The 24,263-nt window shown below is 44.7% G+C and carries 26 protein-coding genes and 2 riboswitches; of the genes, 1 reads left to right on the top strand and 25 read right to left on the bottom strand.

Annotated elements, in window-relative coordinates; all coding sequences use genetic code 11:
• Positions 1-148 precede the first annotated feature (148 nt).
• The gene (locus tag V7266_RS09560) at positions 149-904 is read left to right on the top strand and encodes a hypothetical protein (RefSeq protein ID WP_335467659.1); all 756 of its coding nucleotides are present in this window, start codon (positions 149-151) and stop codon (positions 902-904) included.
• Between the two features lie 126 nt (positions 905-1,030).
• Here the strand turns inward: V7266_RS09560 and V7266_RS09555 are convergent, their stop codons facing one another.
• The 25 genes from V7266_RS09555 to V7266_RS09435 form a co-directional block, all read right to left on the bottom strand.
• Positions 1,031-1,831, bottom strand: coding sequence for a sodium:proton antiporter (locus V7266_RS09555; RefSeq protein WP_335467658.1), 801 nt, complete (start codon positions 1,829-1,831; stop codon positions 1,031-1,033).
• Positions 1,832-1,888: 57 nt separating this feature from the next.
• On the bottom strand, positions 1,889-2,527 hold the full coding sequence (bluB, locus tag V7266_RS09550) for a 5,6-dimethylbenzimidazole synthase (RefSeq protein ID WP_335467657.1): 639 nt from the start codon (positions 2,525-2,527) through the stop codon (positions 1,889-1,891).
• A 36-nt stretch (positions 2,528-2,563) separates the two neighbouring features.
• On the bottom strand, positions 2,564-3,439 hold the full coding sequence (locus V7266_RS09545) for a GHMP family kinase ATP-binding protein (protein WP_335467656.1): 876 nt from the start codon (positions 3,437-3,439) through the stop codon (positions 2,564-2,566).
• A gap of 193 nt (positions 3,440-3,632) precedes the next feature.
• On the bottom strand, positions 3,633-4,601 hold the full coding sequence (gene cbiB, locus V7266_RS09540) for an adenosylcobinamide-phosphate synthase CbiB (protein WP_335467655.1): 969 nt from the start codon (positions 4,599-4,601) through the stop codon (positions 3,633-3,635).
• A gap of 7 nt (positions 4,602-4,608) precedes the next feature.
• Positions 4,609-5,307, bottom strand: a complete 699-nt coding sequence (locus tag V7266_RS09535; protein ID WP_335467654.1) for an adenosylcobinamide amidohydrolase — start codon at positions 5,305-5,307, stop codon at positions 4,609-4,611.
• The gene (locus V7266_RS09530; RefSeq protein WP_335467653.1) at positions 5,258-5,929 is read right to left on the bottom strand and encodes a histidine phosphatase family protein; all 672 of its coding nucleotides are present in this window, start codon (positions 5,927-5,929) and stop codon (positions 5,258-5,260) included. Before V7266_RS09530 ends, V7266_RS09535 begins: the two co-directional genes overlap by 50 nt.
• Entirely contained in the window at positions 5,926-6,669 is a 744-nt protein-coding gene (gene cobS, locus V7266_RS09525; RefSeq protein WP_335467652.1) for an adenosylcobinamide-GDP ribazoletransferase, read from the bottom strand. Before cobS ends, V7266_RS09530 begins: the two co-directional genes overlap by 4 nt.
• Positions 6,669-7,226 (bottom strand): bifunctional adenosylcobinamide kinase/adenosylcobinamide-phosphate guanylyltransferase, encoded by a 558-nt coding sequence (gene cobU / locus V7266_RS09520; RefSeq protein WP_335467651.1) that lies wholly within the window; start codon positions 7,224-7,226, stop codon positions 6,669-6,671. Before cobU ends, cobS begins: the two co-directional genes overlap by 1 nt.
• Complete coding sequence (gene cobD / locus V7266_RS09515) at positions 7,202-8,305, bottom strand: threonine-phosphate decarboxylase CobD (RefSeq protein ID WP_335467650.1); 1,104 nt, start codon at positions 8,303-8,305, stop codon at positions 7,202-7,204. The genes cobU and cobD overlap by 25 nt, the downstream gene beginning before the upstream one ends.
• Positions 8,305-8,862 (bottom strand): cob(I)yrinic acid a,c-diamide adenosyltransferase, encoded by a 558-nt coding sequence (gene cobO / locus V7266_RS09510; protein WP_335467649.1) that lies wholly within the window; start codon positions 8,860-8,862, stop codon positions 8,305-8,307. The genes cobD and cobO overlap by 1 nt, the downstream gene beginning before the upstream one ends.
• A gap of 15 nt (positions 8,863-8,877) precedes the next feature.
• The gene (locus tag V7266_RS09505; protein ID WP_335467648.1) at positions 8,878-9,447 is read right to left on the bottom strand and encodes a nitroreductase family protein; all 570 of its coding nucleotides are present in this window, start codon (positions 9,445-9,447) and stop codon (positions 8,878-8,880) included.
• A 1-nt stretch (position 9,448) separates the two neighbouring features.
• Positions 9,449-10,234 carry a uroporphyrinogen-III C-methyltransferase gene (gene cobA / locus V7266_RS09500; RefSeq protein WP_335467647.1) on the bottom strand — a complete coding sequence of 262 codons (786 nt, stop codon included), beginning with the start codon at positions 10,232-10,234 and terminating at the stop codon, positions 9,449-9,451.
• Between the two features lie 20 nt (positions 10,235-10,254).
• Positions 10,255-11,295 carry a nicotinate-nucleotide--dimethylbenzimidazole phosphoribosyltransferase gene (cobT, locus tag V7266_RS09495; RefSeq protein ID WP_335467646.1) on the bottom strand — a complete coding sequence of 347 codons (1,041 nt, stop codon included), beginning with the start codon at positions 11,293-11,295 and terminating at the stop codon, positions 10,255-10,257.
• Positions 11,292-12,809, bottom strand: a complete 1,518-nt coding sequence (locus tag V7266_RS09490; RefSeq protein ID WP_335467645.1) for a cobyric acid synthase — start codon at positions 12,807-12,809, stop codon at positions 11,292-11,294. Before V7266_RS09490 ends, cobT begins: the two co-directional genes overlap by 4 nt.
• Positions 12,802-14,172 (bottom strand): cobyrinate a,c-diamide synthase, encoded by a 1,371-nt coding sequence (locus tag V7266_RS09485; protein ID WP_335467644.1) that lies wholly within the window; start codon positions 14,170-14,172, stop codon positions 12,802-12,804. Before V7266_RS09485 ends, V7266_RS09490 begins: the two co-directional genes overlap by 8 nt.
• An 18-nt stretch (positions 14,173-14,190) precedes the next feature.
• Positions 14,191-15,312 (bottom strand): cobalt-precorrin 5A hydrolase, encoded by a 1,122-nt coding sequence (locus V7266_RS09480; protein WP_335467643.1) that lies wholly within the window; start codon positions 15,310-15,312, stop codon positions 14,191-14,193.
• Complete coding sequence (gene cobM, locus V7266_RS09475) at positions 15,312-16,085, bottom strand: precorrin-4 C(11)-methyltransferase (protein ID WP_335467642.1); 774 nt, start codon at positions 16,083-16,085, stop codon at positions 15,312-15,314. Before cobM ends, V7266_RS09480 begins: the two co-directional genes overlap by 1 nt.
• Entirely contained in the window at positions 16,082-16,783 is a 702-nt protein-coding gene (cobI, locus tag V7266_RS09470; protein ID WP_335467641.1) for a precorrin-2 C(20)-methyltransferase, read from the bottom strand. The genes cobM and cobI overlap by 4 nt, the downstream gene beginning before the upstream one ends.
• 2 nt (positions 16,784-16,785) lie before the next feature.
• Positions 16,786-17,976 (bottom strand): precorrin-6y C5,15-methyltransferase (decarboxylating) subunit CbiE, encoded by a 1,191-nt coding sequence (gene cbiE, locus V7266_RS09465; protein ID WP_335467660.1) that lies wholly within the window; start codon positions 17,974-17,976, stop codon positions 16,786-16,788.
• Between the two features lies 1 nt (position 17,977).
• Positions 17,978-19,081, bottom strand: coding sequence for a cobalt-precorrin-5B (C(1))-methyltransferase (locus V7266_RS09460; RefSeq protein ID WP_335467640.1), 1,104 nt, complete (start codon positions 19,079-19,081; stop codon positions 17,978-17,980).
• Between the two features lie 3 nt (positions 19,082-19,084).
• Positions 19,085-19,732: a precorrin-8X methylmutase gene (locus V7266_RS09455; protein ID WP_335467639.1), complete on the bottom strand. Its 648-nt coding sequence runs from the start codon at positions 19,730-19,732 to the stop codon at positions 19,085-19,087.
• Between the two features lie 16 nt (positions 19,733-19,748).
• Positions 19,749-20,546 (bottom strand): precorrin-6A reductase, encoded by a 798-nt coding sequence (gene cobK / locus V7266_RS09450; protein ID WP_335467638.1) that lies wholly within the window; start codon positions 20,544-20,546, stop codon positions 19,749-19,751.
• On the bottom strand, positions 20,543-21,490 hold the full coding sequence (locus V7266_RS09445) for a sirohydrochlorin chelatase (protein WP_335467637.1): 948 nt from the start codon (positions 21,488-21,490) through the stop codon (positions 20,543-20,545). The genes cobK and V7266_RS09445 overlap by 4 nt, the downstream gene beginning before the upstream one ends.
• A 64-nt stretch (positions 21,491-21,554) precedes the next feature.
• On the bottom strand, positions 21,555-23,180 hold the full coding sequence (cobJ, locus tag V7266_RS09440; protein ID WP_335467636.1) for a precorrin-3B C(17)-methyltransferase: 1,626 nt from the start codon (positions 23,178-23,180) through the stop codon (positions 21,555-21,557).
• Between the two features lie 53 nt (positions 23,181-23,233).
• Positions 23,234-23,617, bottom strand: coding sequence for a (2Fe-2S) ferredoxin domain-containing protein (locus V7266_RS09435; RefSeq protein ID WP_335467635.1), 384 nt, complete (start codon positions 23,615-23,617; stop codon positions 23,234-23,236).
• A 128-nt stretch (positions 23,618-23,745) separates the two neighbouring features.
• Positions 23,746-23,929, bottom strand: a riboswitch (cobalamin riboswitch).
• 197 nt (positions 23,930-24,126) lie between these two features.
• Positions 24,127-24,257, bottom strand: a riboswitch (cobalamin riboswitch).
• Between the last annotated feature and the right edge of the window lie 6 nt (positions 24,258-24,263).

The raw sequence follows: 24,263 nt of genomic DNA, 5'->3' as shown, positions 1-24,263 counted from the left end.
TTCTCCAATAATCCAAAACCTCCTGCTAAAGAGGTATCATTTTATTTTATTAATTGACAAAAGCTGTGGTTCTATTAAAATGCTTAGTAGTCACTACTTATATCAAAATAAGATATAATGATAAAAAAATAATTGAGGTGAATATAAATTGGATTTTCATTCTGAGTCAGAACAACATACTGAACAAAGCAATGACCAAGAATATGAAACAAGAGACTACCCTACTAGATTTGAAGCTGAAAAGAAAATAGATGATAGAGGATTTAAGAATCGGTTTGTAGGCAGGCAAAAGAAAAAAACAGATAGTGAGAGTAAAGCAAGCGGAAGTTCACCAGGTAGGTTCCGATCGTCAAAAAAGAAAAAGAAATTGGAAATGTCTTGGGTAAAACTTCTTTTTAAAATCATAGTAGTAGCCGTAGTCTGTTACAACTTCAAATTCCTTTTGGACTATATGAAAACTCCTATTAGTAATTTTACGCAGGTATTATATGTAGTTGGAATTCGTTCAGGAATCAATTTTATTGCCGTTTGGGTTCTATTTTATAAGAATACTATGATAAGATTTTATCTATCCTTACTGGCCATTATTGGATCATTAGCTTATTACATCTATGTGAATTATACGAATCGTACCTTTTTGGGGGATAACCTCATCCCTTCGATTCTGGTTGCTATTTCAGTATTGATGGCCATAAACCCTAAAGTTAATTATTATTTGAAAAGTATCGTATTACTGTTGATCCCTGTAGTAGGAATCTATTTTAGCGGTAATACATTTGCACTCGTGTGGACTCTAATGTCTACTGCAGGATTGATCCTATTCTTTAGAATGTCTAAATCAAAAAAATCGAAATCAAAGAAACAGGAAGAACAAACAAAAAGAAATAAACAGCAATCTGCTTAATAGTAGCTATTTGTTTGAGTAATTAACAATTGTTAGTTACTCAAAGCTTGAGGATGATCCAATGTTCCGTAATTTTACGGACGATTAAAGAGCTCTGACACAATAAAATTGTCAGAGCTTTTATAATTAATTCGTAATATTTATTTCATGATTCTGTTTCTTAGAGTAAACGCTTATAAAGATAAATGATGCGACTAAGAAAATGAAAAGAATGACTCCCACGATTTCAAAATCTAGTTCTGCCCAAGGATTAAAGAAAGTAAATGCCAAATAGAAGGAAACCCCGTATGCCAAAACGACAATCACCCAACCCATTAGTCTAGACGCAGCTTGACCGATTTTGCTGGACTGGTTCACCATTTTATAGACAATCATTGAATCAATTGTATCTGTAATCATCATGCCAAACATAAAAACTAGCCCTAAAAATAAAGGGGTATATTCACCTGCATTTCCTGCCGCCAAAGACCAGACAGCGGTTTGACTTACTGTCTCGGCAGCCAGGGCAAACAAAGCCCCTACTAAAATAATAAGAAAAGGATTTGTGGTCCCCTTCGCAATTTTGGGAATAAACTTTCCCTTTAGTCCGCTAAGTTGAAACTCTTCGTGATTGTTTTTGGTGCGTAACAGATTATACGTATTTAACGCTCCAATAAGGAATAAAGAAATAATCGACACCCATGAGGCAATATTATCAAAATAAGCTGGGAATGAAAAATTCTCTATCACCATTCCTAAAATACCTGCTGTTAATGCTACCATTCCTCCGTGACCCAATGAAAATAATGTCCCCACCCAACGTGCAAACGAACTGCCCATTCTCCAATTATAACGGGTTTGTCCATCAATAAAGGCAAGATGGTCAGCATCCAGCCCATGCCGAAGACCCAATACAAAAACAAGTAGAAACAGTGATACAGTTTCCATCAAAAAATTCCTCCCTTTTATTTAACTTTAATATTTTTATCTTCTGTCAACTTTTTCCTAATTTCCCCATTCCTCAAAAAATATTAGATTCCGAAGAGTTCTTCTTTTCTCCCAATTCGCTTGCTCTAGAATCGGGGCGGATGGATATTCAGTGGTATATCCAATCGAAATTAAGGCGACTGGATCAATATGGGGCGGAATCTTCAGGATATCTCTGACATCATTTTTCTTATAAAAACTTACCCAGCCCATCGCTAATCCTTCTGCATATGTCGTAAGCCACATGTTTTGGATCGCACAGGCTACTGAAAGAATGTCCGTTTCCGGAATCGAGTTTCTTCCTAACACATGGGAGCCCCCGCGTGTGGAATCACAGGTGACACATATGGTTAAAGGTGCCTGTTTGATGCCCTCCACTTTCAGTTCTAAAAATTGCGTTTTTCTTTCATCCTCATAGTGGATGGCCAATGCTTTTCTTTCCTTATCTGCAGCCCAGGCCAACTGCTCTTTTATTTCATCTGAAGAAACCATGATAAAATTCCAGGGCTGCATAAACCCTACGGATGGCGCATGATGGGCCGCTTGAAGAACACGTTGAATCACCTCAGGGCTTACCGGATCGGGGAGAAAAGTTCGGACATCTCTCCTTTTATAAATACAATCGTAAATCACATCTCGTTCCTCTTGACTAAACATGGTAACCCCCTTTTGAAATCAAACTTTGCGTTTCTTTCAAATTATGATCTTTTCCTTGCTTTCATAATGAAATAAATTTATAGGAACACCCTTGAAAGCGAGTGACATTTTCCTAAGTAAGTGTGAAACCACCACATCACTATTTGAAAGATTTCCATCTAGTAAAATTCCCGCGACCGTTCCACTATGGGCGACAACGATTCCTCCCTGATAACGATGGGCCAGCTGATTTAATAGAGGAAAAACAGGCTTTGGCAATATTTTTTGATTCACCCGTGCACTGAGGGTTGCTGCCTCCCCAATATAAGTTAAATTTTTCTCCTTAAACCCTTTTGTAATCAGATCATAAGCTATAATCAATTGCTGTTGATCGTTCTGGCTGTATTCTTTCGGAACTGCATTAAATTCAATTGTATTGATCATACCCCCAAGGTCGATACCTACGAGGTTGAATGGGGGTAAGGCCCCAAAGCTTTCAATTAGCTGACCATGAATATAGTCATAGACCACGACTTCCTCATACATGACCCCATCGGTAGGTTCCACTTTTGCGGCAATCATTGAGATCATTTCATTTGTGAGCGGAAGACTATAGCTGTCAGCAATTGCTCTTAATGCTGCAACAATATCCGCCGAACTGCTGGCCATTCCCTTGCCAGCTGGGATATTGGAGTGTATTTCTAGATGCCCGCCTCCTTTTATCCCAAAAAGTTGGAGTAACGATTCTCCCGCTTTCTTCGCTTTCATTTTGGAATTTACTACTCTGATTCCGTTAACGGCTGGTTCAGGGACAAATCTAGCCTTACTTCGTAAACTTGGGATGGGCAAAGTGATTAAAAACGGGCGCTCTTCGATGATTCCTTGGACCAATTCTCCAAATGTTCCATTGCAGCTTCCTTTTCCTAGTTTCATATAATTAGACTCCCAAGGCTTTAAATTCGGATTGGCTCATTTTCCGGGGACATTGGCTCTTTTTGGGCATGGATTGGCTCATATTCCGGAAACTTTGGCTCTTTTTGGGCAACGATTGGCTCATTTTCCAACCAAAATGGATTATTTTCCATATTTAACCAAAAAATTAAAAATCCAAATGCTCTATTTCCAGCTACTTTAAACCCATTTCCACTACTATCGAAATGACTATAAATAAAATCACACAGATATTGGATGTTGTTTTCATGATCGTTACGGTTCGGAAAATATCATTTGCTTCAATGTGCCGCAACGGTTCGCCCATCCTTGCCCGCTCAGAAGGTTCACCGAAATAATAATTCGTTCCCCCCAGTTGAATTTGAAGTGCCCCTGCAATGGTTGCTTCAGGATAACCGCTATTTGGACTCGGGTGAAGCCTGGCATCCCGTTTCATCATTTTCCATGCCCCCGCTATATCCAGTCGCTTCATCCAAGAAGCGAGCAGCATCATTCCAACCGTTAACCTTGCAGGCAGATAGTTTAATAGATCATCTAGTCGGGCCGAGGCCCAGCCTAAGTTTTGATATTTGTCATTCTTATATCCAACCATCGAATCTAACGTATTAACCGCTCGGTACAACATTGCAAGCGGGGCACCCCCGATCAGGGCAAAGCATAACGGTGAAATGATGGCATCGACAATGTTTTCCGCCACGGTTTCCACAGCCCCCCGCGAAATTTCACTTTCCTCAAGGTTTTCTGTATCTCTTCCGACAATCATTCCCAGACTTTTTCGTGCAGCCCTTAGATCCTGATTTTTCAAGTGGCGGAATACTTCCAACCCTGCATCAGCCAATCCTTTTGTCGCAATGGTCGTTGAAATTAACCAGATTTCCGCAAGGACAGCAAGAACGTGATTCAGCTGATTGAGGCCGTAAAGCAGCAACGCAACGATTAAATAGCTGCCGCCAGCAATCAGCAATGGCAATAAGAGTCCTGCCAGTTTCAAATACATTTCCTTTACGATAAAAGAACGAATCGCTTTTTCCAGCAGACTAATAGACTTCCCAATGATGACCACCGGATGAGGCAGTGAGCGAGGGTCACCGATGATTCTATCAATAAGATAAGCAATAATAATATAAATAGCATGAACTAACATCGAATTCTCAGCCCTCCTGATTCCTTACGGCTTCACATGTGGCCTCATAAACAAGGCAGCCAATCGTATTCCCGATGGTTGTGGCGGTTCCGGCAAATAGATGGGTAGGAAGATCTTCGGCTTGACTAGCTGCCAGAACAACCGAATCGGTGGTCGTTCCAGTCGCAAACTCTCCGGAACCCACTTTTATCTGTAAATCTTGCATCGCTGCGGCCTTTGCTTCCGTCGCTGTGATAATCCCGTTAATCATGGCCGCCTCTGTCAGTCTTCCATCAATAAACAGAAAGGTATTAATGGTCCCGCATTGGTAGGCAGAATACGTCTTTCGCTTTCTTCCTGCCCTTTCACGATTTCCTACCCCTGCCGTCACACAGCAGACGATTCGAAATTCATCGCCATGTTCCTCTTGGATGGAAGCACAATGAATTTTAGCCGCTGTTTGTAAGCCTGCGGTCTGCTCCAACGGATATTCCCATTCGGTGATTTTTTGTTTCATTAGTAAGATGGGGTCATTGGAGGCATAATCCAAGGGTACCTGCCAATTGACAAAATGACTGACCTGTTGGAAGCCCCCGCCATGAACAGCACTACTGAAGGCGGCCAATCGGCGTGGGAATTGAAATAAGAGATGGTCCTCTTTTTTAACGATCATTAATTCAGGCCATATCCTTGATGTGATCTGATTCTGAATGCGAAATGGCTGCACCTTTTTCTCCCCACTCTTCTAGCTTTTTTCCTAACGTAAATATTCTCGTTTGTTCATTCCACTCTATCACCATAGCTTTTCCGTGTTCGAGTCCTTCGACGTTCCAAAATTCGTTTGAATTACCTTTGACCCATTTACTTAGAAACCATCGAATTGGCCCCCCATGACTGACGATGACAATCGTTCCAGTCGGTTGTTCAGTGGTTAATATGCTCTCCAACCAATCATCGACCCGTTTCCCCAACTGCAGCAATGTCTCTCCGTTAGGAGGAGCGACCATATAGGGATCGAGGATCCACTTCTCAAGTCTTTCTGGATCTTTCTGCCTAATTTCTTCATAGGTCTTGCAGTCAAAATCACCGAAGTGTAATTCTCTTAGGGCAAATATCGGTATGGGTCTTAACTGAAACTCATTTCCAATCACTTGAGCACTTTCGACTGCCCTTATTAGATCACTAGAATAGATGGCAGAAATCGGTTCAGTTTCCGTCCTTTTTAACATCTCGCTCAAGCGCTTTAGCTGCTTCCGTCCCTGTAGATTTAAAGATGCATCATAACGTCCCAGATAACGTCTTGCCACATTTTCATCGGTTTCACCGTGCCTGACTATAATGATTCTCATCCCATCAGCCTCCCAATCGCCAATGCCAGAAATAAAGATACACATTCGCTCCATTCCACAATCGCACCATAGCAATCCCCTGTTAGCATACTTAATTTCCGATAAATGTTGAAAATAAACAGGAAGGTCAGAAGGCTCGTCGTAAATAAGAGCACAATCCCGTTTAATCCTATTACCCAATAGCTAATCACCAAAATCAAAAGCAGATGGATCAAAATCACAGGGTATGTTAAAAATGCAGATAGACCGGATCCTAGTCCCGATTCATTTCGATAAGGCCAGAATTTTATTGCACAAATCAGCAAAAATCGGGCCATCCATGGACTTAAAACAAGAATCAGCGGCACATGAAGTTCAACTAGTTCATATACCGCAACGATTTTCCCTGCAATTAGGCAGATCGCGGCAATCACACCCATCGCACCCACGCGGCTATCCTTCATGATTTCAAGCATTTGCTCACGGCTTCGATTGCTGCCCAATCCATCCGCTAAATCCATCCAGCCATCGATATGCAAACCACCTGTAATCCATATCCAGGCAAGAACAATTAAAAATGCACTGACAGGAGCCAGAAACAACTTTCCTAATCCGAACATAACCGCCCATAACAAGCCGCCAATCAACAATCCAATCAACGGAAAATAAACGGGGCTTTTTTTCCAATCAGTTTTTGAAACCTCAATCTTCGGAACGGGGATGCGCGTAAGGAACATCAGGGCTGCTAGGAACGCCTTCATTATTTCAGCCTCAATGGCAGACCGGAAAAGACGGCGTAAGCTTCATCTGCTTTGGCTGCAATTAATTGATTGATTTTTCCGAGAACATCCTGAAAAAAACGCCCCAACGACGATAACGCGACCCCGCCCTGACCGACCTCGTTCGAAACGACAATCACATGCTGTTGATTTTCTTGTATCCGTCTAAGCCAGAGTTCCACTTCCTCTATCAAACTGGTTTTCTTGTTGTCTTCCTTCAGTTCCTGCTCTGTTAACCACATGCAATGATTGGCCAGCCACGAAGAAATACAATCAACTAAAATGACATCGTAGTCCTGATAGACGGTTTGAACGGTGGTGAGTTCATTGGGCTCTTCTAATACGCTCCATTCGCTTGGGCGCCGCTTTTTATGGATATCAATTCTCTTTTCCATTTCTTGATCGGTTTGAACACCAAACGCGACATAAAGGACTCGGCCTGCTTGACTGAAAGCCAAGCTTTCCGCAAATTCGCTCTTACCGGAGCGAATTCCACCTGTGACATAGGTTAAGGTCATAATAGATTCCCCTCTTTGCATACTTCAATTAATGCTTGGATCAAACATTGATTTTCTTTCTCGGTTCGAATCGCAATCCGAAAATCCTGATCCGTTAACCCCGGGTACATGGCACAAGAGCGTATTAAGATTCCTTTATGACCCATGCGCCACTGTAAATCAGCCGCCGTGATGTCAGCTGTTATCCTTACTAACAGAAAATTCGCTTGTCCTGGAAAAACCTGCCATCCTAACTTCTCTTCAATCGCGCGTTTGACATAACTTCTTTGCTCCTGAATCAAGCTGATCGTTGCTTCCTCGTATTCCTTTTCGTTCAGAACTGCTTCACCAGCCATTAGGGCCATTTGGTTGACACTCCAAGTTACTTGTTTCACCTGCAGGTTTAAAATCAGGTTTGGATCGGCCACCATATACCCCAGCCTGAGACCAGGGATTGCATAGAATTTTGTCATCGAGCGAACCAGGATTACCTGTTTCCACCGTTGCAAATCCTCAAGCAGTGTGATTTGTGTTTCGAGCGGAAGAAAATCAATAAACGCCTCGTCTATTAACAAATATGTATTCGTCCTCACTGCCTGTTCTGCCATCTCGACAAGTTCTGCCTTTGAATACGTGACACCAGTAGGATTGTTGGGATGTCCAACAAAAACAAGATCGGTTATCGCGATTAATTGAAGAATTTCTGATCGATCCGGCTTAAAATCATTTTCTTCCCTGCCAACCAATGGTTTAATGTTTGCCCCATAAGCTCTAGCAAGCTGTTCATATTCCGAAAAGCAAGGATAGATGACACCCACCGTTTCAGGCTGCAAGCCTAAAATCGCAAGGGCGATACACTCGGCTGCCCCATTTCCAATCAAAATCTGTTCTGGTGAAACAGAATGCTTTTCTGCCAGCTTTTGTTTAAGGACACGTTGGTCAGGATCCGGATAATGAACGATTGACTCCAGCTGCTCCTTGATCAACTCCATTAGATTAGGTGGAGGACCAAGTGGATTGATATTCGCACTGAAATCTAACATCTGAGTAGAATCTTTCCCAAACAGTTGCCTGGCGGTCAATAAATCGCCGCCATGTCCAAATTTTTCAATGTATACCATTAAAACTCAATTCCCTTCACGGCAGGAATTCCTTCATTATAATAGTGCTTAACGGGCTTCATTTCGGTTACTAAATCCGCGCATTCGATGATCTCCTCTTTTGCAGACCGTCCTGTGATGACCAGATGAATCCCCTTGGGGCGCTGCTGAATCAACTCCAATACTTCTGTCAACGGAAGGACATCGTCAATCGGAAATTTATCAATCGCGAGTGCATTATTCAGTTCATCTAAAATGACAACATCGTAGCCGCCAAACTGTACCTTTTCTTTCGTAAACGCCCACGCTGTTTTTAGGGCTTCCCGATGTTCCTCCGGTGTTTTCGTCCACGTAAAGCCGACTCCTGTCTGCACGATTTCAATCCCCAATTTCTCGAACGTAATTTTTTCTCCATACGTTCGATCAGGCGATTTGATAAATTGAATCATGAGCACCCGTTTTCCCCGGCCGGCGGCACGGACAGCGAGCCCAAGGGCTGCTGTCGTTTTCCCTTTTCCATCACCGGTATAAACTAATGTAAGGCCGCACTTTGCTTTGTTTGCTGTTACCTCTTCCAACCGCTTCACTCCTCATTACAGCCAGACTGTTTTTTCTTCAAAGGATGTCCGAGCCGGCACTTTCGCCTTTTTTAATACTTCTGGATCGGGATAGCCGATAAACAAATTTCCAATAATTTTCTTGTTTTCAGGTGATCCAATAAACTCAACCATTCGTTGGTCGCGAACAAGTCCGACGCCCCTTGTACGCCAGACCAGCCCTAATCCCAATTCTTTGGCGGCAAGCCACATCGAATGGATTGCACAGCATACGGCATATTCATTATCGGCAGATGCCTCTTCATCGCCTTGAACGATGTCGGCTGTAACGACAATATGAACCGGTGTGGTTTTCAGCACTTTTAAGGAACTTTCGATTAAATTTGGTTTGGTTGGAAAGCGTTCCTGTAAATAGTCATAGGCCAACGCCTCATAGCGTTTTTTCGCTTCGCCTTTAATCACATAAAAGCTCCATGGTTCCCGCATCCGGTCATTCGGCGCCCATGTCGCTGCTTCTAATAAGCTGTGAATCTTTTCGTCTTCGACTTCTCGCGCTGCATAATCACGGATTGCTCTTCGATTTTTGATTTCCGCTATAATCGACATCTTAGTCCCTCCCTATTCCAACTATTTGGTTTTCTTCTGCTTCTTGAAACCAGCGTAATTTCTCGCGCAGACCGACCACATCGCCCACAAGAACAATCGCTGGATGAGTAATCCCGGCCTCAAGGACCCGGACTTCGATATCTTTTAAACTTCCGGTCACCGTCTTCTGCTTGGCCGTCGTCCCCCATTGGATAATGGCGGCTTTCGTATCAGGGCTTTTTCCGTTCTCGATTAATCTCGAAACAATATAGGGTAAATTCCCAATCCCCATATAAAAGGCAATCGTATCGATTCCTTGAGCGAGGGCTGGCCAATTTAATTGATCCTCATCCTGTTCCGCTCGGCTGTGGCCAGTGACGATCGCGAAGGAGGACGCATAATCGCGGTGGGTCACCGGAATTCCGGCATAGGCAGGAGCTGCAATCCCAGCTGTAATCCCCGGCACCATTTCATAGCGGATTCCATGTTCGGCGAGGATTTCCGCTTCTTCACCGACCCGGCCGAAAATACAGGGATCGCCTCCTTTTAATCTGGTGACAGTCCTGCCCTGACTCGCTTTTTCAATTAACAGCTCGTGAATTTGATCTTGAATGATCTGATGTCTTCCTGGCTGTTTGCCGCAAAATATCAGCTCTGCATCCGCCTTTGCATATTTCAGCAGTTCCTCATTTACTAAGCGGTCATATAAAATCACATCCGCCTCTTGGATACACTCCATCCCGTAAACCGTGATCAGCTTAGGGTCTCCCGGTCCAGCACCAACAAGAAACACTTTTCCATTTTTCATCTTCTCGCTCCTTTCCTACGTTATTCATTTGAAATTCCGGCTGATGCAAAAGTGGCCATTTCTTTCAGCATTAAAGTCGCTGATTGTAAGATAGGAAAGGCCACTGCTGCCCCGCTGCCTTCGCCGAGCCGCAAATCTAAATCAAGTAGTGGTTTCTTGCCTAGTAACTGCAGCGCAATTTCATGTCCTGGCTCGACGGAACGATGACCGACCATCATATAATCCGCTGCTGTCTTACAGATTTCCCTTGCCATAAGAGCTGCTATCGTGCAAATAAATCCATCTACCAATATCGGGATCCGGTTCCGAGCGGCGGAGAGCATTGCACCGGTCATTCCGGCTATTTCCAAACCGCCAAGTTTAGCTAAGATATCGATTGGATCCTTCCGGTCAGGGTTTCTTTCCTTTAGTGCCCGTGTGATGACTTCTTGCTTATGTCGGATTTTTTCTGTCGCAATCCCTGTTCCCCGGCCGACAAGGGCACTGATGTCCTGTCCGCTTAGAACCGCTGCAATCGCACTGCTTGGCGTCGTATTCCCAATCCCCATTTCACCAACAATTAAGCATTTGATTCCCTGTTGAATCATCTGTTCCGCCCGTTCATAGCCAACGGCGATGGCTTGTTCGGCCTCTTCTCTTGTCATTGCATCCTGCTGGCAAAAATTATTCGTTCCATAGCCGATTTTCCGATTCACAAACCCTTCAGCCTCAATATCTGCTGCCACACCAATATCGACCACTTCAAACATAGCCCCGATTTGCCGGCTAAAGACATTGATGGCCGCACCGTTGTTTAAAAAGTTCATGACCATTTGCACGGTTACTTCCTGCGGGAAAGCGGACACCCCTTCTTCAACCACGCCATGATCTGCGGCAAACACGATTACTCCAGGCGGTGACACGACCGGAAAGGCTTCAGATGTCATTTCCGCCAGCTGAATCGCTAATTCCTCCAATCTCCCCAAACTGCCCGGAGGCTTGGTTAACGTATCGATATACTCACGAACTTGCTGCCCCTTTTCTTTATCGAGTGGCTGGATTGCTGTTTTTACGCTATTCAATGGGATATCCCCCTTTTCTGATAATCCTTCATTAATTGTTCAATGATATCCAGTTTTACATGTTCCCTAACATGTTCTGCCAGGCGATCAAACGCTTCTTCCCTCAATAGGTTAAAAGATGGACGGTTGTGGATGGGCTCCAGCCCTTTTTTGCGGCGGATTTGATTAAGCAATTCCTCGCGAAATTCATCATTATGAAATATCCCATGAAAATAAGTGCCAATGATGGTTTCGTCTAAAGAATGACAGCCATCCCATTTTTCATTCGTAAAAATAAGCCCTTGGGACGCTCCTGTCCTCAAGGTTTCCCCCATATGAATCTCGTAACCTGTCACATCAAAGGTTTTTCTGAAAAGATGCAACATCCCATTTGATAGGATTGTCGTCTTTTCTTTTGTAATGGTCGTTTCAATTGGCAGTAACTGCAGACCTTCGATTTCTTGATGAAGCGACTCGATCGCCAACGGATCCTCAATTTTGTCACCGAGCATTTGATAGCCGCCACAGATTCCGAAAAGAACGGTGTGTTTCTTTTTCTGTAATTCTGCTATTTTTTGAGCGATGCCGCTCTTTCTTAAAAACAGTAAATCTTCAATTGTATTCTTGCTGCCTGGGAGAATCACTAAATCTGAGCCGTGTAATTGATCCGCTCTCGTTATAAAACGGACATGACAATCGGGCTCGGCAAAAAACGGGTCGACATCGGTAAAATTGGAGATTTTCGGATACTGAATCACCGCGATATCCAATTCTTTTTCGGTATTTTGAGTGGAGGTATATTGATTTAAAATTACGGAATCCTCGGCATCAATATTTAGATTATGCAAGTATGGAATCACGCCGAGAACGGGTTTACCTGAATACTCCTCAAACCACGTTAATCCGGATTCCAGCAGGCGGATATCGCCGCGGAATTTATTGATGATCACGCCTATCACTCGGTCGCGGTCCGCTCGTTCCATCAGTTGAAGGGTGCCTACTAAACTAGCAAACACTCCGCCTTTTTCGATATCCCCAATCAGGATCACAGGGGCATCCGCCATTTTGGCGACCCGCATATTGACCATTTCCCGGTCATTCAGATTAATCTCGGCCGGACTGCCTGCCCCTTCAATGACAATCCGTTCATAATGTTGGGACAAGGTGGAGAGTGATTGTTGAATCAGTTCTAATCCCGTTTGAAAGAATTCCTGGCGGTACCTTCCTGCTTCCATATTCTTATATGGTTTACCATGGACGACAATTTGGGATTGGTTATCCCGGTTCGGCTTTAGTAGAATCGGGTTCATATCGGTGGTTGCCTGAATCCCTGCGGCTTCGGCCTGAACTCCCTGTGCTCTGCCGATTTCTTTTCCATCCACGGTGATATAGGAATTTAACGCCATATTTTGTGATTTAAACGGAACCGTTTTATATCCGTCCTGGGCGAATATCCTACAAAAGGCTGTCACGACGACACTTTTGCCGACATCCGAATTGGTACCTTGAAACATGAGTGGAAGAGCTTTAACCATTTTCTTTGAACTCCTTACATTTCTTCACCCAATTTTCCACAAGCTCGGGGCATGAGCCAAAATGAAAATGGGTATAACCTGCAATTAAATTCCCTTTCCGATAGCCCTCCTGCTTAAACCCGCGCATTCCATTCGTTTGGTAGGCCGGGTCAAAATCCGTTCTTGGATGAAAGGTAGAGTAGTGAAATTCATGGCCTCTTGCATTCAAATTACCCGTTAACAAGAAATTCTCTCCTTCAGCAGTGATTTCCCGGTATCCCAAAGCCGCTAGTTTTGTCTGCATTTTCACCTTTCCGGGAATGATCCCGACCATTTTGTAACTCGTTTCATCTGTTGTTTCCAACGATTCGGTTAAGTACATAAACCCGCCGCATTCCGCCAAGGTTGGCAGTCCTTTTTCAATGGCCGATCGAATCGAGTCCTTTACCTCTGTCTGTTTGGTCAGCTCCTCGGCAAATTCCTCTGGGAAGCCGCCGCCGATATACAAGCCATCGACTAGTTCCGGCAGGCATTCACCCTTTAATGGAGAAAATTCAATCAGCTCGGCTCCGGCGGCTGCTAACATGTCAAGGTTTTCCTGATAGTAAAAATTAAAAGCGGCATCTCGTGCGACTGCAATTTTTACAGTTACCTGCTCCGCTCTCTTAAACTGGGATTCTTTTACCTTTAACGGAGAAGCTTTCGCCAGCTCATATAAAGAATCTACATCGATGGTTTCAAGCACTAAATCACCAAGCTGCTCAAAAAATGGATCCAATTCTCCCCGCTCAACAGAGGGAATCAACCCTAAATGCCGTTCAGGAATCGAAAGTTCCGCGTTTCTTTTTAAATAGCCAAGTACAGGAATCCCGCACTCTTGCTCGATCGCGGTTTGGACGATTTTAAAATGTCCTTCGCTCCCTACCCGATTGGCAATTACCCCGACAATATTGGCCTCTTTTAGAAACGTTTGAAATCCCTTGACGATGGCCGCCGCACTGCGGGCCATGCTGGCACAATTGACGACCAAAATGACCGGACTTTCGGTGATGAGACTGATTTCGGCAGTGGAGCCGGTATTGTTAAGCGGATTTTTCCCATCAAAGAATCCCATTACCCCCTCGATAACGGAAATATCCGCCCCAACATTTGCACGGTTGACAATCTCTTTGACCATCTCGTGATTGAGCATCCAGCTGTCAATGTTTCTAGACTTTCTACCCGTGACGGCCGTATGGTAGGTCGGGTCGATATAATCTGGACCGCATTTAAAGCCCTGGACGGTATAACCTTTTTTCCTTAAAGCAGACATCAGCCCAATGGTCAGAGTCGTTTTTCCGACACCGCTGCCTGTTCCTGCAATCACAAGTCTGCGATTTGACATCTTCTTTTCCCTCCTCCATCAATGGGGAATGACCGCTACTGAAATGGTGACATTACCTGATTTCTTCTTCATAAGCGCTAACTGTTCCGCACCGCTGTACAACAAGGCAGCCGGCTCACTGACGCCGTACGCACCGGTATATTTAAAGACCGTTTCAGAAGGGTTCTGAATTTCAATGCTATTCAATTCAGCTGGTGTGTAATAAATAAACTCCCAACGGTTAATATTCGCCACTTCGAGCAACCCCGCTTCATCCTTTTTTAGATCAATCGTGCAAATCGCTTTGACACTTTTTTTCGAAAACCTTAATTCCTCAAGCGTTGCGTCGATTACTGCTTCGATTTCAGCACGAGTGGTCCCACGGTTGCAGCCCATTCCAAGGACAATCACCTTTGGTCGATATAAAACACCATTATGTAAAATCTCCGTTTCGTCTTCGGATAAAATCCGATGGGTTACGACTAGGGCTGCATCCGGCTTTTGTGCCAGCGCTTCTTGAATCGATGAATAGGGCCGAATATTTTCCGGGAGTGGCCGTCCATATGGCCACCAGTCTTTTTCGCCTGACTCCTGGACCACGGCGATTTTTTCTTCATTCACAACCGAAGCGCTGACGGGCGTCAGCTTTTCAGCCGAGTCCCATATCCAGCCAAACCTTTTTCCGAACAAATCAACCGCAATCGTTTCCTGTACATCTGAAGCGGTGGTAATAATGGGGCGGGCCTTTAGGGCGGCCGCCACTTCTTTCGTTAGTTCATTGGCACCGCCGATATGGCCTGACAGCACACTGATCACATGTTCGCCCTTATCGTCGATAACGACAACGGCAGGATCCGTTTTTTTATCCTTTAAAATAGGCGCAATCATTCGGACCACGGCTCCAAGGGAAATGATGATGATCAGCCCCTTATAGGCCTCAAAAAGAGAGGGCAGAAGAAGGCGGACGCTTCCGGTGAATAACTGGATGTCCTTGTCCCTCTCATCTCCCTTTTCAAACTTCGCCATATAGTACACATCGGCATTATGAAACGAATGTCCCAGCTTGCGGGCCAGTTCGACCCCATGCTTTGTAATTGCAACAACGGCATAGTCACCCTTTTGCTGAATGACCGCCTTTTGCGCTTCGTGAAGCTCGATCATTACGACTCCACCCCCCGGCGGAATCCATGTGTAAATGTTTTGTCATACAGCTTGGAACGATAATCTTGTTCGTGGATGTTTTCATCTAGCGCCCAGCCAGCTAAGATCATCGCCTGTTTACGAATCCCGTTCACCCGCATATCTTCGTCCAACCGTTCCAGTGTCGACCGGACAATTTTTTGATCCGGCCACGACGCTTTATAAACGACCGCAACAGGGGTATCCTTGCTCCAGCCTGCCCCGGTCAATTCCTTGACCAGTTTCTTCGTTAACGTCGCACTTAAGAAAAGCGCAATCGTGCAATGATGTTTGGCTAAATCCGCCAGCTTTTCAAATTCTGGCACAGGTGTCCTGCCCTCGGCTCTTGTCAGGATTACGGTTTGCGTTAAATCAGGAATCGTCAGTTCAGCTTGCGCGGCCGCGGCGGCTGCAAACACAGAGCTCACACCCGGAACAATCTCCACTTCAATTCCTTTCTGCTTTAACAAGACGATTTGTTCCATAATCGCCCCATAGACAGCCGGATCGCCCGTGTGGACACGAACGACCTTTTTCCCTTGCTGGATTCGGTCAGCCATGACGTCAACCATTTCTTCTAAGTGCATCCCAGCGGTTTTCATTATTTCGGCAGAAGGTTTTGCTTTAGCAATTAAGTCTTCGTTTACAAGAGAATCTGCATAAAGAACGACATCTGCCTCCTGAAGATGCTGAAGACCTTTTACCGTAATTAAATCAGGATCGCCTGGTCCGGCACCAATGATATAAAGCTTCATTTTCTCACCACCATTAATGTTAAGTATTCAAGCTCGACTCCTTCGAGCTCATCTGCCCGCCAAATAATCTCCTCATCCGATGTTACCTTTGTGACGACTGAAGCCTTGTCAAGCAAGTCTAAATCACGTAATACTTCCAGCATTAAATCAATAACCTTCGCTACTTTTATAAAAATGACACAATCATTGTCTTGAATGACTTTTTTCATGGTTTCATAGTCATTCCGTGCTGGAACAATCGCCACATGCTCATCCCCATCTGCCAAGGGAATTCCCAGCCTAGACGCCGCCCCATTGATGGACGAAATCCCCGGAACGACTTCAATCGGAACCTGTGGATACTTTTCTTGCATCAAACGCATCATATGAATAAACGTGCTGTATAAAAGAGGATCCCCTTCCGTTACAAAAGCGACATCCTTTCCTTCCTGCAGCTTCGCCCATACATTTTCCACTGTTTCCGTCCATTTTCTTTCCAATGTGGCTGGATCCTTTGTCATCGGAAAGACAAGGCCGAGCATTTCTTTTTCGTTCGGCTGAAAATAGACATCAATGATTCGATGGGCATAGCTTTTGCTGCCCTTTTGTTTTTTCGGATAGGCAATCACGGGTGATTCCTTTAATTTACGAAACGCCTTAACGGTAATGAGCTCTGGATCCCCCGGGCCAACCCCAAGGCCATATAATGTACCTAACATGTTTACTCCCCTTCCTTTCGCCATGCTTCAATTATGTAAATTGGATTTAATGCATCAAATCTTGTCAGATTCAAAATGGGCTTACTTCTGGATATTTGTGCAAGAGTAATGTTCGTCTCATATCCCCGTTCTTTAAACGCAAGCATCGCTTCGGAAAGATTTTCAATCGTGACGGCATTCAAGACAATGCGTCCACACGCTTTCAAGCGGCTGCAGCAAATATCCAAAATGTCTACCATCCCGCCTGCCGTCCCGCCAATAAAAACCGCATCCGGATCTGGGAAGGTATCTAATCCCTCTGGTGCTTTCCCGTGAACGAGTGTGGCATCCACACGGAACTTGGCTAAATTTTGCTTACAGTTTTCCAGGTCCCCCTCGTTCTTTTCGATCGCAAACACTTGTCCTTCCCTGGCGATTTTCGCTGCCTCAATCGCAACAGAACCAGTGCATGTGCCAATATCCCAAACCGTACTGTCTTCCTTTAACCTTAGCGCACTAATGCTTAGGGTCCGAATTTCCTTTTTGGTAATTAAACCCTTATCCGGTTTTCGCTGAATAAACTCCGTATCGTCAATGCCAATCGGCCAATGCGGGCTTTCCGCTTTTTTCTTGAGAATTACCACATTGAGCGGTGAAAACTCTTCATCCTTCATTTCAGCAAGGGTAAACCAGCGGCATCGTTCCTTGTCACTGCCAAGGTTCTCTCCCACAAACGCCTCAAATTCAGTCATGCCAAAGGAAAGCAAATACTGAGCGATTTTATTTGGGGAATTTTCCGTATCGGTTAAGATTGCGACCGTTTTTTTTCCATCTACTCGCTGTGCCAGCCCTTTTATACTTCTGCCGTGAACGCTAGTGAAATACGCATCCTGCCATCTTTCTCTCATTCTGGCAAAAGCAAGCTGGATCGAGCTTAAATAAGGATAAATGTCCAAATCGATTTTAGAAGATAAATAGCTTCCAATTCCATAGAACAGCGGGTCTCCAGATGCTAGAATCACTATGTTTCTCGTCTCCGACCGCAGCCGTTCGACAAGTGAAGAGAGCCCGCCTTCAATCGCGATTTTTTCGCCGGCGAATTCAGGAAAAAAGGAAAGCTGTCTCTTTCCTCCTACTAATAGTTCACTTTCATTAATCCACTTTTCGTACATCGGGAGCAGGCTCACTTTGCCTTCGTCCCCAATGCCGATCATTTTAATTGATGCCACTCTTTCGCACCGCCCTTCCTAACAATTCCCCCTTCATGGTATAAAGGGTCGTATCTATATCGATCCCACCATCGACTTCCTTTAACGCAGCAAGGCAGCAATGGTCGCTTAGCATTTCGAAAAAGGAGAGATGGCCTTGTGCTGTCATCATATCGCCAACCTGTGATGCCGTATTGGCCGTTCGAATTTCTTCGACCAGAACGGCATCCGCACCGGTACTGCTTGCTACCTCCGCTAAAAAATCAAAATCTACGGGGGCACTTTTTGAGTGGACCATCATGATCCCCATTGCCACCTTTGAGAATTTCCCCATCATGCCGACCATCGACACTCTTTTTACCCCTTGCTTCTTGCATTGTTTAAGGGTAAATCCGACAAAGTCACCCATTTCGATAAAAGCTTCCTCAGACAGCCCGGGGAATTGCTTCATGGCATTTTTCTCGCTCCGCCCGCCTGTTGTAATGACAACGTGCTCGCAGCCACTGGCCCGGGCAACACTAATAGCCTGGATGATGCTGGCCTTATAGGCGGCTGTGGAAAAAGGAACGACAATCCCGCGGGTTCCGAGGATAGAAATCCCGCCAATGATTCCTAAGCGTCCGTTGAGTGTTTTTTTGGCGATTTCTTCACCGGCTGGTACGGAAATGACAATTTTTATGCCTCTCGTAATCCCAAATTCTTTTAAAACACCTTCGGCCGTCTCGCTGATCATTCTGCGAGGAACAGGGTTAATCGCGGCCTCGCCGACAGGAACAGGCAAGCCGTCCTTTGTGACGCGGCCAACTCCAATTCCCCCATCAAGCACGATGCCTGGTTCAGCGAGCCATGACACGGTAGAAAAAATCAAGGCCCCGTGGGTGGCATCTGGGTCATCCCCCGCGTCTTTAATCGTACTGGCGGAAGCAGTTTGTTCCGTTACCTCACAGCTTTCTATCTGAAAGGTTGCAAACCGCTTGACGGGCAAGTAAATCGTTGATTCCGTTTGCGGCTCTCCGGTTATTAATGCTGTCAACGCTGCTTTGGTCGTTGCCGTTGCGCAGGCCCCTGTCGTATATCCTTCCCGCAGCTTTCCTTTTGGTACTTCCTGCATGGGTTATCCCCGATCGGCCATAATGGAAATGGCGTTTAATGCAGCGACGGTCACGGTACTGCCGCCTTTTCTGCCAATATTGGTGATGAACGGGATATCGAGCTTGGCTAATTCCTCTTTTGACTCAGCCGCAGAAACAAACCCAACTGGCAGACCAATGACAAGACCTGGTTTCGCTTCTCCTTCTTTAATCAGACGGATGAGTTCGAGTAAGGCGGTTGGGGCATTCCCGATGGCAAAAATGCCGCCGTCCGCTTCTTTAATCGCTTTTCGCATCGAAATAATCGCCCGTGTGGTATTCAGCCGTTTGGCTTCCTGGATGACATCCGGGTCGGAAATATAAACTTTGATTTCTCCGCCGAATTTTTCAATTCGCGCTTTATTAGCCCCGCTTTGAATCATTTGAACATCGGCAACTACCATTTTCCCGCTCCGAATTGCCCGAATACCGGACTGGATAGCGTCAGGATGGAAGAGAACGCTTTTCCCAAGTTCAAAATCAGCGGATGCATGGATGATGCGCTGGACAATCGGATACTGCTCCTCGGTAAACGGGTGCTCCCCAATTTCTTCATTAATCATTTCAAAACTTCTGCCTTCAATCTGTTCCGGTTGAACGGTTAACGGTTTAAATTCGGTACGAAAATCCATTTCTCTCACTCCTGTATTAAAATGATTGTTCTGTTGTAACGGTTATTGTGAAACCAATCTTTTTATGTAATTCTGCGATGACATCGACAAAATGAGCATAGACGGTGCCATAATTCAGTTTTGGGCGGCCAATAAGGATGACCTCAATCCCCAGTTCCTTGGCGGCTTCCACCTTTTCATCGACTGATCCGACTTTCCCGCTCTCTTTCGTCACCATTAAGGTCACGCCATATTGCTTATATAGGGCTTTGTCGAACTCTTTTGAGAAAGGTCCCTGGATTGCCACAATATTTTTCTGCGGCAGCCCTAGCTGCTCACATTTTTCCATATTATCCACACGAGGCAGCATCCTGGCGATCAAGCGGATGTCCGGTTTACCTAATAGTTTTTCAGTGAAAATTTGAAGCGTCTTGCTGCCGGTAGTCAGCATCACCACGCCTTTTTTGGCCATTGCAAGCTCCGCTGCTTCCTCGTAGCTTTCGACGACTGTCATGTTGTCATATTGGAAGGTTTGTGACTCCCGTTCATACCGGATATACGGGATTCCCGCCGTTTGGGCCGCCATTATTGCGTTTTTCGAGGCTTCTTCCGCAAACGGATGACTGGCATCGACAACGGCTCGAATCCCTTTTGTTTCTATCACCCCCACCATGTTTTCATCCGTTAATCTTCCTGCTTGAACAGGTATCCCTGACTCCCTTAATTCAACCGCTGCATTTTCTGTGACAACGGAGGCCAGGAGATCGAAGCCCTCCTTTTTTATTTCTAAAGCAAGGGCTCGTGCATCACTTGTACCGGCTAATACGAAAATCATCCTCTATCTCCTGCCTTTTGCACTTCATGTTCGTGATCATGATGATGGTCGTGGTCATGATGATGGTCGTGGTCATGATGGTGATGCTCATGGCCGTGATGATGATCGTGGTCATGATCATGGTGGTGGTGATGATCGATATGTTCCATTACATTGAGACGGTATTGGCAGGTATCGCAGTTCATCTTCACCTCATCACGGAGGGCTTCTTCCACCCGATCGATTAAAATCGTCTGTAATTTTGGATGATACCCAAAATAGTCAGCCAATTGAAATTCAATCGCGGAATATTGATTTTGAATAGGAGTCATCATATCCTCTAACCGTTTAATCAGGATGCCGGTGAATAGAAAGTAAGGCAGGATTACGACTTTTTTTGCTCCAAGCTTAATACAGCGCTCAATCCCTTCGTTCACAAGGGGATTGGTCACCCCCATAAAAGCAGGTTCGACGATTTTATAGTTTGTTTTTTCCCATAGTAATCTAGCAATTTTATATAAATCACTATTCGCATCGGGATCGCTTCCGCCCCGTCCTAACAAAAGAACAGCAGTATCATCTTCGATGGATTCTAAATTCTCGCCAATTTCCATTAATCTCGTTTTTAGAATTTCAAATGTTTCCTCATGAACGCCAATTGGCCGGCCATAAGTAAATTGAACAAATGGATATTTATTCTTTGCCTCATCAATAGCTGCTGGAATATGAATTTTGGAGTGTCCGGCCTGTAAGAGCATGATTGGAATCACGACAATATGGTCGGCCCCTTTCTCCACACACAGATCGATTCCTTGATTAATGGTTGGTCGTTCAAATTCTAGAAAACACGTCTCAACCAGGAAAGAATCGTCCCAAGTCTTTCTCATCTCCTGGATGAACTCGCGAACCTGTTGATTTCCCTCTTGATCTCTGCTCCCATGCCCCACAAATAAAATTGCTTTCAAAATAGTTCCTCCCCTTTGTTTGTAAATGCCTAACCTGCCAATTGACCTCTAAACTTCTCCCCCTTTACTCCCCGCAAACAGCCGCTTCGATTTTAAGGTTTGGAGTGATATCCTGGTAGACAAAACCTTGAACCTCTTTGACCCGTTTAAAAAATTTATAGAAACGTTCATTTGGATAGGCCTTTTGTTTGTATTCTCGAATAATCCCCTCTATGACTCCGACAATTTGGTCCGGTGCGATTCCTTCCGCTGCGATTTGACCTGGATGTGCCGTTCTTCCGGCTGTCTTGGCTCCTAGAAATAAATCAAACGCTCCCTTGCGGTAGACAATGCCAATATCCTCTTTTACGGCTCCATAACAGGCCATACCGCAGCCATTCACACCAAGTTTCAATTCTTTGGGGAGTTCCATGCCGCCAAATCTTTCCTGCAGCTCATCGGCATAAGGGATGGAATCCTTCTTTTCTCCGTCACAAAAATCACAGGCTTTTACGGTTAATACGTCGCCAACAGGAGCAATCAAAAAGTTGGCCGCCGTTAGTTTTTCAACAATCTCATCAGGCTTAGAGGTTAAAATTTGCAGCTTCATATAATGGTCTTGTGTGTATTCCATGACACCTTCTTCTCCGACAATTTCGGAAAGAATGACCATCTGAGTCGCGGTAAATTTTTTATTGGCGACACCAGGGCTGACCGCCACCTCAAAAATAGATTGAAAGTCTTGCTTCACCATTAAACCTTGGAATGGTCCATCGTTCTCACCAAGGATCATTTGCAAGGCTTCCTCAGCCAGCTCTCTTGGCGACTCTTTCACTGAGGTTGGGGTGACTAATTTCTTGTTCACCGGTATTACTTCATCCGTTTGCTCCAGTGCCCATGGTTCGGCTTCCTTTTGCAGACGCTGATGCGGTTTCAACGGCTGAATTGCCTGATTTAATGTATACTTCCGCTGATAACCGCGCGGAGTGATAATCAAGCCTTCGTAAAAAAATGTGGAAGAGTTGCCAATTAAGACGGTGGTTAACATGCCAATTTCATGTTCGAGCATCTCTTGTAAATTGGTTAAGACGATCTTTTGACTATCACGGTAAGCACTCTTTACCAATCCTACAGGGGTTTCTGGTGAGCGATATTTTAATAGAATTTTTTGTGCTTCCATAATCTGCCGTGTTCTTCGCCCGCTTTTTGGATTGTATAAGGCAATCACAAAATCAGCTGAAGCGGCCGCTTCTATACGTTTCTCAATCAAGCTCCAAGGTGTCAAATGGTCACTTAAGCTGATCGTACAGGCATCATGCATGACCGGCGCGCCTAATAAAGCAGCACAGGAGTTGATGGCGGAAATGCCAGGGACCACCTCCACTTCTACCCCTGAGTCTTTTTTCCAGCCTTTTTCAATTAACACTTCGTAAACCAGTCCTGCCATTCCATATACACCGGCATCACCGCTCGAAATGACGGCTACCGTGTAACCGAGTTCGGCCTGTTTCACTGCCTCCTGGGCACGGCTCACTTCTTCTGTCATTCCTGTGCTGATGATTTGCTTTCCAGCTATTAATCCCTTGATTAAATCAACGTAGGTTTTGTAGCCGATGATGATATCACTTTCTTGGATGGCTTCTTTTGCCCGTCCAGTGATATGTTTTTCATCACCAGGGCCAAAACCAATAACCAATAATTTTCCTTTCACACTAATACGCCACCTTCCAAAATTTCCAACTAGAATTCAGCTACTATCCGCTGTTACATCTTTTCTTTAACCGCTTTTTGTATTCCTTCGATGCATTCCGACCCTTCTGGCTGTATGAATCCTTCTTCAGCATATTGATAGATCGCATGTTCCTGAAGGCAATGACCTTCCGCCAGATGACGCTTTACAATCGTAGTTCCCACTTCTGGGGTTACGTTTTTATACCAAGTCCCTGACGGATATACGATGGCAACGGGAGCGTCCTTACATCTCCCATTACATCTCGTTCTTGTTGTATGTATGTGTGAATCTAAGTTTAAATTGGTGATTTCATTCCGAATCGCTTGTGTCGCTTCCTCCCCACCCTTTCTCATACAGCTGCTTCCGTTGCAAATGAAAACATGGTGTTTTGTCCCTTGTAAATTCCAAGTAGTCATGTCACACTCTCCTTTTCGTTTTTTACGTAAAAAAAGCACCCCTATGGACATAGGGGTGCAGAATATATACACACAAAAAAATAGCGATGTATGTTCAGCACTTCTACCTATGTTCCCGTAGGTTGATTGAAGCTTTTTAGGTATAGGCAGGTCTCCTGACTTAGGTTCATCATTCCATTGCGTCTTCCCGAATTCCTTCAGTGACATTTGCAATGAACTCCCCATACAGTGGCGGGTACCGTGACGGATTTAAACCGTACTTCCCTAATTAAGCACATATTTTTAATGCGCACCTATCCTAATCTATTTAGTTGTTATGAAGGCTTGTTTCTTCTAAAGCTAAACTATGAGAATTAAAAATGATTTAGAATCATCAAAACGAAAAAATCCGTTCAACATTAGTTGAACGGATAAAACGTCAGCACAAAAAAAGTTAATAAATAATCCTTTTTGTCCAAACGTTCCATCTTCTCAACCCCCGAAGAAATCGAAACTTAAAAAGCTAAGACAGGTCTCCTGACTTGTGTATCTTCCTACTTTAGACCCTTCCCGTATCGTCCATAAATACGTTTCGGTGGTTTGTCTATTTCGTCCACACTTACAGTTGCGGGGACAGTTCTGGTATTGCACCAGATTCCCTATTAAG

It is taken from the genome of Neobacillus drentensis (assembly GCF_036965645.1).
In the GTDB taxonomy this organism is placed as follows: Bacteria; Bacillota; Bacilli; order Bacillales; family Cytobacillaceae; genus Neobacillus; species Neobacillus drentensis_D.
Note: the sequence above shows the minus strand (reverse complement) of the source record. Positions and strands in the feature narration are given on the sequence as shown.

Coding starts and splice junctions, on each gene's coding strand:
- cbiE (WP_335467660.1), bottom strand. CDS start 17,976: ATGATCGGCATTGGGGACGAAGGCAAAGTGAGCCTGCTCCCGATGTAC.
- V7266_RS09530 (WP_335467653.1), bottom strand. CDS start 5,929: ATGAGAATCATTATAGTCAGGCACGGTGAAACCGATGAAAATGTGGCA.
- V7266_RS09455 (WP_335467639.1), bottom strand. CDS start 19,732: ATGGATTTTCGTACCGAATTTAAACCGTTAACCGTTCAACCGGAACAG.
- V7266_RS09545 (WP_335467656.1), bottom strand. CDS start 3,439: ATGAAACTAGGAAAAGGAAGCTGCAATGGAACATTTGGAGAATTGGTC.
- cobU (WP_335467651.1), bottom strand. CDS start 7,226: ATGCAAAGAGGGGAATCTATTATGACCTTAACCTATGTCACAGGTGGA.
- V7266_RS09460 (WP_335467640.1), bottom strand. CDS start 19,081: ATGCAGGAAGTACCAAAAGGAAAGCTGCGGGAAGGATATACGACAGGG.
- cobS (WP_335467652.1), bottom strand. CDS start 6,669: ATGAAGGCGTTCCTAGCAGCCCTGATGTTCCTTACGCGCATCCCCGTT.
- V7266_RS09505 (WP_335467648.1), bottom strand. CDS start 9,447: ATGTCGATTATAGCGGAAATCAAAAATCGAAGAGCAATCCGTGATTAT.
- V7266_RS09555 (WP_335467658.1), bottom strand. CDS start 1,831: ATGGAAACTGTATCACTGTTTCTACTTGTTTTTGTATTGGGTCTTCGG.
- bluB (WP_335467657.1), bottom strand. CDS start 2,527: ATGTTTAGTCAAGAGGAACGAGATGTGATTTACGATTGTATTTATAAA.
- cobI (WP_335467641.1), bottom strand. CDS start 16,783: ATGTTAGGTACATTATATGGCCTTGGGGTTGGCCCGGGGGATCCAGAG.
- cobK (WP_335467638.1), bottom strand. CDS start 20,546: ATGATTTTCGTATTAGCCGGTACAAGTGATGCACGAGCCCTTGCTTTA.
- cobM (WP_335467642.1), bottom strand. CDS start 16,085: ATGAAGCTTTATATCATTGGTGCCGGACCAGGCGATCCTGATTTAATT.
- V7266_RS09435 (WP_335467635.1), bottom strand. CDS start 23,617: ATGACTACTTGGAATTTACAAGGGACAAAACACCATGTTTTCATTTGC.
- V7266_RS09485 (WP_335467644.1), bottom strand. CDS start 14,172: ATGTCAAATCGCAGACTTGTGATTGCAGGAACAGGCAGCGGTGTCGGA.
- V7266_RS09490 (WP_335467645.1), bottom strand. CDS start 12,809: ATGGTTAAAGCTCTTCCACTCATGTTTCAAGGTACCAATTCGGATGTC.
- V7266_RS09480 (WP_335467643.1), bottom strand. CDS start 15,312: ATGATCGAGCTTCACGAAGCGCAAAAGGCGGTCATTCAGCAAAAGGGT.
- cobD (WP_335467650.1), bottom strand. CDS start 8,305: ATGGTATACATTGAAAAATTTGGACATGGCGGCGATTTATTGACCGCC.
- cbiB (WP_335467655.1), bottom strand. CDS start 4,601: ATGTTAGTTCATGCTATTTATATTATTATTGCTTATCTTATTGATAGA.
- cobA (WP_335467647.1), bottom strand. CDS start 10,234: ATGAAAAATGGAAAAGTGTTTCTTGTTGGTGCTGGACCGGGAGACCCT.